The organism is Wolbachia endosymbiont of Drosophila baimaii (genome assembly GCF_028982185.1).
GTDB lineage: Bacteria > Pseudomonadota > Alphaproteobacteria > Rickettsiales > Anaplasmataceae > Wolbachia > Wolbachia pipientis.
Genome location: NZ_JAPQLE010000153.1, coordinates 1 through 5800, shown reverse-complemented (window position 1 = coordinate 5800; position 5800 = coordinate 1). Strand labels below are relative to the sequence as shown.

The following is a 5800-nucleotide window of genomic DNA, read 5'->3' as shown; positions in this document are numbered from 1 at the left end:
AAAACATTCCTCTATTCGAATCCTTTCGTCGTGCTGTTGATTCTGCCTTCCTATGACCTGTTCGGACTATTATGAGAAATGCTATACATCGACGGTTACAGCGACAAGATCTTCAACACCTACCACACAGGTAGTTCCAAAAAACGTTCCTGCTGCATCAGTGCCTCCAATAACTAGTAAAAGCTCTGGACAAGCGGATAATGTTCAAATCAACAGCGAGCAGTCTACTAATCCAAGCAATATTGCTAATGCTTCTTCAGATGTTAACAGTAAGCCTATAACTAAAGAGCCTCTAGCAACTGAAAGTAATCAACAAAATTCACTACCACCTTTATCATCGTTTGATTTGTCTTCGCCGCAAAGGTTTGTAGATGATAAAGTCTCTTCAATTACTGGTGTTTTGCGTAGTGAAGTTTCTATTGAGGATAATACGTCTTCACTAGATATAACAGATGATGAGTATAGTGAAGACTCTTCAGTTGTTAGCGAAGATTCTTTAATTGAGGATGTAACTGATGAAAAAGAACCTTTGCTAGATAAAACAAATAAAGGAGATTCTACGCTAAAAAGTAGCAACAGTCCGCAAAGTACAAAAAGTAGTAAGCTGTCTGTTATAGCTGCTTCTGCACTTGCAATAGCTGGTATTATTTCAGGGGTGGCTGTTGCAGTTTACTTAGAAATGTTAGCGGTAGGAATAGCAGTTGGAGCTTGTTGTTTAGTTGCTGCTGTAATCATATATTGCTGTAACAGACCTTCAAGTTCATTTAAGGGTAGTAATGTTGAACTTATAGCTGATGAAGAGCTTGCTGCACAACAAACAGTAAACTAAGGAATAAATATTGTAGTTTACCATTTAATAATTTGTTATAATTATGTTAATTATCGGTAAATAAGAACTTGGTAAACTACGAAGAAATATTCTTGAATAAAATAAAAGATATAAAAGAGGAGGGACGTTACCGTGAATTTACGCACTTTGCGTCATTGCCAGGTAGGCTCCCCCACATTATGGACTATGAAAGAAATAGGGAAGTAATCGTCTGGTGCAGTAATAACTATTTGGGAATGTCACAAAATGAGAGTGTAATTGCCGCTATCCAAAATTCATCTGTTGGTGCTGGAGGAACAAGAAATATATCTGGTACAACAAAAGAGGTTGTCGAACTTGAAAAATCCTTAGCTTGTTTGCATAAAAAAGAGGCTGCTTTAACTTTTGCTTGTGGCTACCTCGCTAACCAGACAACACTTAGCACTTTATCATCTGTTATTCCTGGCGTAGTAATTTTTTCAGACGAGAAGAACCATTCTTCAATGATAGAAGGCATAAAATCAGGAAAAAGACCAAAACATATATTTAAACACAATGATGTTGATCACTTAGAGCAGTTGTTAAAGTCCGTAGACACAAAAACACCAAAGATAATAGCACTTGAGTCCGTATATTCAATGGATGGCGATATAGCGCCGCTTGAAGCGATATGCGATCTTGCAGATCAACATAATGCAATTACCTATTTGGATGAGGTGCACGCAGTTGGCATGTATGGTTCACATGGTGGCGGAATTGCAGAAAGAGAAGGTCTGATGGATAGAATAACCGTTATTCAAGGTACACTATCGAAGGCTTTTGGAGTGATGGGTGGGTATATAGCGTCTTCAAAGAGCTTGGTAGATGTAATAAGAAGTTCCGCTCCAGGATTTATTTTCACCACTGCTATGTCGCCTGTTTTAGCAGCGGCAGCAAAGGCAAGCGTTGAGCACCTAAAATCGAGCAACATTGAAAGGGAAAAGCAAAAGCAAGTCGTTGAAAAAGTAAAAAACTCACTGAGAAATGCAGGAATTAACTTCATTCCAACAGAAACTCATATAATTCCAATAATAATTGGCGATTCAGAGTTATCCAAAAAAGCATCAAAATTATTATTTGATGAGCATGGAATATACGTTCAACATATAAATTACCCGACAGTTCCAAGAGGAACTGAGCGTTTCCGTATTACCCCTACACCTTATCATACAGATGAAATGATAGAGCATTTAACAGAATCTCTTGTAAAAGTTTTCGAAAAGTTGTCTATCTTTGTAGCCTGTTTATGCTATAGCTAGTACAGCCCTACGTCATACCGCGATTTATTCGCGGTGTCTCAGCATGGATTCCGCTAACAAGTAGCGGAATGACGAGTTTTACGCTTATCAAATTGTAGGTAAACATAAATTACTTTAGCTATAGTTTTATATCTCCAGCAATGATTAGCCCGTTGTCTTCCGTTAGCCTTCCACCGCTTTCTTGCAGAAAAAGTCTACCGAGCAAGGCTTTATATTTGTTAACTCCAGAGTAAACTGTTCCTCTGTGCCTTCCTGCTGCAAGGTATGCAAAGCCTAAAATTGTTGAACCTATGGAGCGTACATTACTATTGCCAGGCAGCAATTTATTTAACAAATTACCACTTACATCTATTAGACCCCCTTCACGGCTTTTCACTCGCATTTTTACATGACGAGATCTAAAATCCTCAAGAAAAGCACCTTTCTTTTCTTCTGCCCAAAAAGTTTCTCTAAGAGCCGGAGCATCAATTACAGCTGCCACAACTTTATTTTTATGAATGAGACAGACCGATACTGCAAAATAAACCATGCAACTAGAAAAGTTCTCCCTGCCCTCTATAGGCATAATAAACCAGGTATAAGTGTCATCTTTTACTTCTTGATCAGTATCATCTTCAAAAATAAAATCATAGTCTCGTTTGTAGTCGTGCAAGCAATCGTATATGGTTTGCTTGGATTTTGAATAAGTTTTATTGATAAAGTCTGCTGATTTAACATTAGAAATTTGCAATTCATTAAAATCGCGCATAAGCTGCCTGGAAGCATTACGCACAGAATCAAGCATCACATTAATTCGTGGTGATGAGAGGGACATTCTTCCTTTTACTCTTTCACTCTTTCATAATAGCTGTCACCTGGAGTATATACTACAATTTTATCCTCTTCTTTTATAAATTGAGGCACGTTAACGCGCATTCCGTTTTCCAAAATTGCAGGCTTATAAGAAGCAGTAGCAGTTTGTCCTTTAATAACAAACTCTGTTTCTTTCACAGCAAGTGTAACATAATCAGGCACATGCGCAGAAATTATTTTGTCTTGATAAGCTACAACTTTAATTTTCATGTTATCCTGTAAATAAATTTTTTTTTCTCCCAATAAGTCCAAATTTATAGTGATTTGCTCGTAATTACTTGGATGCATAAGATTTACAATGTTTCCTTCAGTGAAAAGGTAAACATATTCCTCTTCATCTAAAATTGCCCTTCTGATTGTTGCATCAGAACGAAATCTTTCATAGTGTTTTGCTCCGGTCTTGATATTTTTCATTTCAGCTTGTATGTATGCACCACCTTTACCAGGTTGAGTATGCATAATACCTACAACCAAAAATAATCCGCCGTTATGTTCCAACACCTGACCTGGTCTAATATCGTTAGCTCTTTCTGCCATAATTACATTTTCAGTTTGATCTTACAATTATAAATAGCTTTATATAAATATCAAAGTCTTTATTAGTCAATAAATTCTGGTATATTTAATACTATATACCTCCCCTTTATATTTATATGTGGAAATATCTCTTTAGTGAAAGACAGCATAATACGTTTTTTTGTGCTGATAACTAAAATTTCTAATATATCCCATGAGCCGAAATTATACACAGATTTTACATAGCCATATAATTCATTACTTTTCAGCCTTACTTCCATATCTACAAGGTCACTTTGGTAAAATTCATCCTCATCATTTAGCTCTGGTAACTTGCTTCTTTCTATATATAGCTTCTTATTCCTTAAAAGCTCTGCTTCATTACGGGAATTTACTCCGCTTATTGTAGCTATTACTAAATTATCACCTATGACGGATACTGAGTCTATTTTATAATTCTCATCACCACTTATTAGCTTACCATATAAGGAGATATTTTCAGGCTTTTCAGTAAAGGTTTTTACTTTAACAGCTCCTTTAATTCCGTGAGGAGAGGTAATAATTCCTAAGCATACCAGATTGTCGTTCATATTAATGCAAGTATCTAATCAGAAGATTTCTCAGATAAATATTGAGTCAAAATCTCGATGCCTTCATCAATCTCTTTTTCAGTGATAATGAGTGGAGGTAAAATTCTCACAACGTTATCTGATGTTACCCCAACAGTAAGCAAGCCGCGATGACTTAACTCTTCTGCAAACTTTTGATTGTCTGCTTTCACTTTTATTCCAAGCATTAACCCTTTCCCTCTTACTTCCTCTATTATTGGAAATTTACTTGCTAAGTCTTCTAGTTTATTTTTTAAGTATTTACCTCTAATTTCAACATTTTTCAAAAAGCCGGGGCTGAGCAATTCTTCGAGCACAGCATTACCTACTGAGGTTGCAAGCGGATTGCCACCAAAAGTGGAACCGTGCATACCAACTGCCATATATTTAGCAGCCTTTTCAGTTGCAAGACAAGCCCCCAGCGGAAACCCCCCGCCTATTCCCTTTGCAAGAGCACATATATCAGGTTCCACTTCTATATGTTCGTATGCAAATAATTTTCCTGTCCTACCAGCACCGCATTGCACGCAATCAAAAAATAACAATATGTCATTTTCATCACACAGCTTTCTTAGTTCTTTCATAAAGACTTCATTCATTACTTTGATACCACCTTGCCCTTGTATTGGTTCTATTAATATAACGCCTATACCACTTGAAATTGCTTTCTTTACGCTCTCAATATTGGGCTCGATGTTATCACACCAATCAATGTAGGGATTTAGTAATTCAGAAAATTTCTGTTTATCGTTTGTAGCACAAGTTAAAAAGGTTCTTCCATGAAATGCACCATGAAATGTTAAAATTCTGAGACGGTTTTTATTGCCTTTTCCGTTTTGATAGACCCTAGCAATCTTAAGCCCACATTCTACTGCCTCTGATCCAGAATTTGAGAAAAATACAGTGTCAGCGAAACTGTTGTTTATTAATTTTTCTGCAAAATTATTGGCAGCAGGTATATTATAGGTATTTGATATATGCCATAATTTTTCTCCTTGCAATTTAAGAGCACTAATTAATCGCGAATTAGTGTGACCTAAGCTACTAACGGCTATTCCGGAGTGAAAATCTACGTAGCGCTCACCATCAACATCATATAGGTAGATACCTTTGCCATGAGAAAAATTTATATTAACAGGAGAATAAACTGGCAAAATAGGAGAAATTGTCATAAAATATTATATGCTAAATTTTATTATTAATAACATAAAAGCCGTTGTTTCGCAATGAGTAAGGATATGTATAAGATAGGTAAATTAATGTTTTCTGCACTGGGGAAAAAAAAATACACAAAAGTTATCGCATTATTCTCATCAATTTTTATGATTTTATTCAGTGTGATATATTGTAATTATTTACTAAGGAGTAATTTCCTTTCTTCTTACCGTGATTCAAGTGTAAACTTAAAAAGCGTACTGGAAAATGGCATAATAAAAAAATACCATTATTTACTAATAGAAAAGCATCACATTAAATACAAAAATTTTGACTACATAAACCAACTAGTAAAACTACGTGCTGAATTATTACAATCAGTGAGCAAAGTAAAGGATTTCAGCTTAATACTGTATGATCAAAACGGCAGAATAATATTCAGTAATTTTAACACTCAAGATTATGATTATGAACAGTTATAGCACTTCTCATAATAGTCCAAAAAAGGTAAGATATGGATTTATAGTAGTGATGGTAAGCATGCCAGCAGCATATAGTTATGA

The 5800-nt window shown here is 35.6% G+C and carries 6 protein-coding genes and 1 pseudogene; 3 read left to right on the top strand and 4 right to left on the bottom strand.

Translation table 11 applies throughout. The features are described 5' to 3' along the window. Positions 1 to 52: 52 nt before the first annotated feature. A complete protein-coding gene (locus OZD66_RS05075) occupies positions 53 to 829 on the top strand; it encodes a TomO hydrophobic C-terminal domain-containing protein (RefSeq protein WP_259348572.1) in 777 nt (258 codons plus the stop codon). Positions 830 to 897: 68 nt separating this feature from the next. Then, entirely contained in the window at positions 898 to 2106 is a 1209-nt protein-coding gene (gene hemA / locus OZD66_RS05070) for a 5-aminolevulinate synthase (protein WP_182368049.1), read from the top strand. A 118-nt stretch (positions 2107 to 2224) separates the two neighbouring features. Here the strand turns inward: hemA and OZD66_RS05065 are convergent, their stop codons facing one another. The 4 genes from OZD66_RS05065 to OZD66_RS05050 form a co-directional block, all read right to left on the bottom strand. Beyond that, positions 2225 to 2920 carry an inositol monophosphatase family protein gene (locus OZD66_RS05065; RefSeq protein WP_182368052.1) on the bottom strand — a complete coding sequence of 232 codons (696 nt, stop codon included), beginning with the start codon at positions 2918 to 2920 and terminating at the stop codon, positions 2225 to 2227. Between the two features lie 8 nt (positions 2921 to 2928). Next, the gene (gene efp, locus OZD66_RS05060; protein WP_182368055.1) at positions 2929 to 3495 is read right to left on the bottom strand and encodes an elongation factor P; all 567 of its coding nucleotides are present in this window, start codon (positions 3493 to 3495) and stop codon (positions 2929 to 2931) included. A 62-nt stretch (positions 3496 to 3557) separates the two neighbouring features. After that, positions 3558 to 4064: a ribosome maturation factor RimM gene (gene rimM / locus OZD66_RS05055; RefSeq protein ID WP_182368058.1), complete on the bottom strand. Its 507-nt coding sequence runs from the start codon at positions 4062 to 4064 to the stop codon at positions 3558 to 3560. Positions 4065 to 4078: 14 nt separating this feature from the next. After that, positions 4079 to 5254: an aspartate aminotransferase family protein gene (locus OZD66_RS05050; protein WP_182368061.1), complete on the bottom strand. Its 1176-nt coding sequence runs from the start codon at positions 5252 to 5254 to the stop codon at positions 4079 to 4081. 66 nt (positions 5255 to 5320) lie between these two features. Between OZD66_RS05050 and OZD66_RS05045 the strand changes: the two are divergent. Beyond that, a pseudogene (locus OZD66_RS05045) lies at positions 5321 to 5716 on the top strand (sensor histidine kinase); the annotation flags it as partial. Positions 5717 to 5800: the final 84 nt, after the last annotated feature.

Bases quoted from the DNA above. Each gene is read 5' to 3' on its own strand.
- OZD66_RS05065 (WP_182368052.1), bottom strand. From the start codon at position 2,920: ATGTCCCTCTCATCACCACGAATTAATGTGATGCTTGATTCTGTGCGT.
- efp (WP_182368055.1), bottom strand. From the start codon at position 3,495: ATGGCAGAAAGAGCTAACGATATTAGACCAGGTCAGGTGTTGGAACAT.
- OZD66_RS05075 (WP_259348572.1), top strand. From the start codon at position 53: ATGACCTGTTCGGACTATTATGAGAAATGCTATACATCGACGGTTACA.
- OZD66_RS05050 (WP_182368061.1), bottom strand. From the start codon at position 5,254: ATGACAATTTCTCCTATTTTGCCAGTTTATTCTCCTGTTAATATAAAT.
- rimM (WP_182368058.1), bottom strand. From the start codon at position 4,064: ATGAACGACAATCTGGTATGCTTAGGAATTATTACCTCTCCTCACGGA.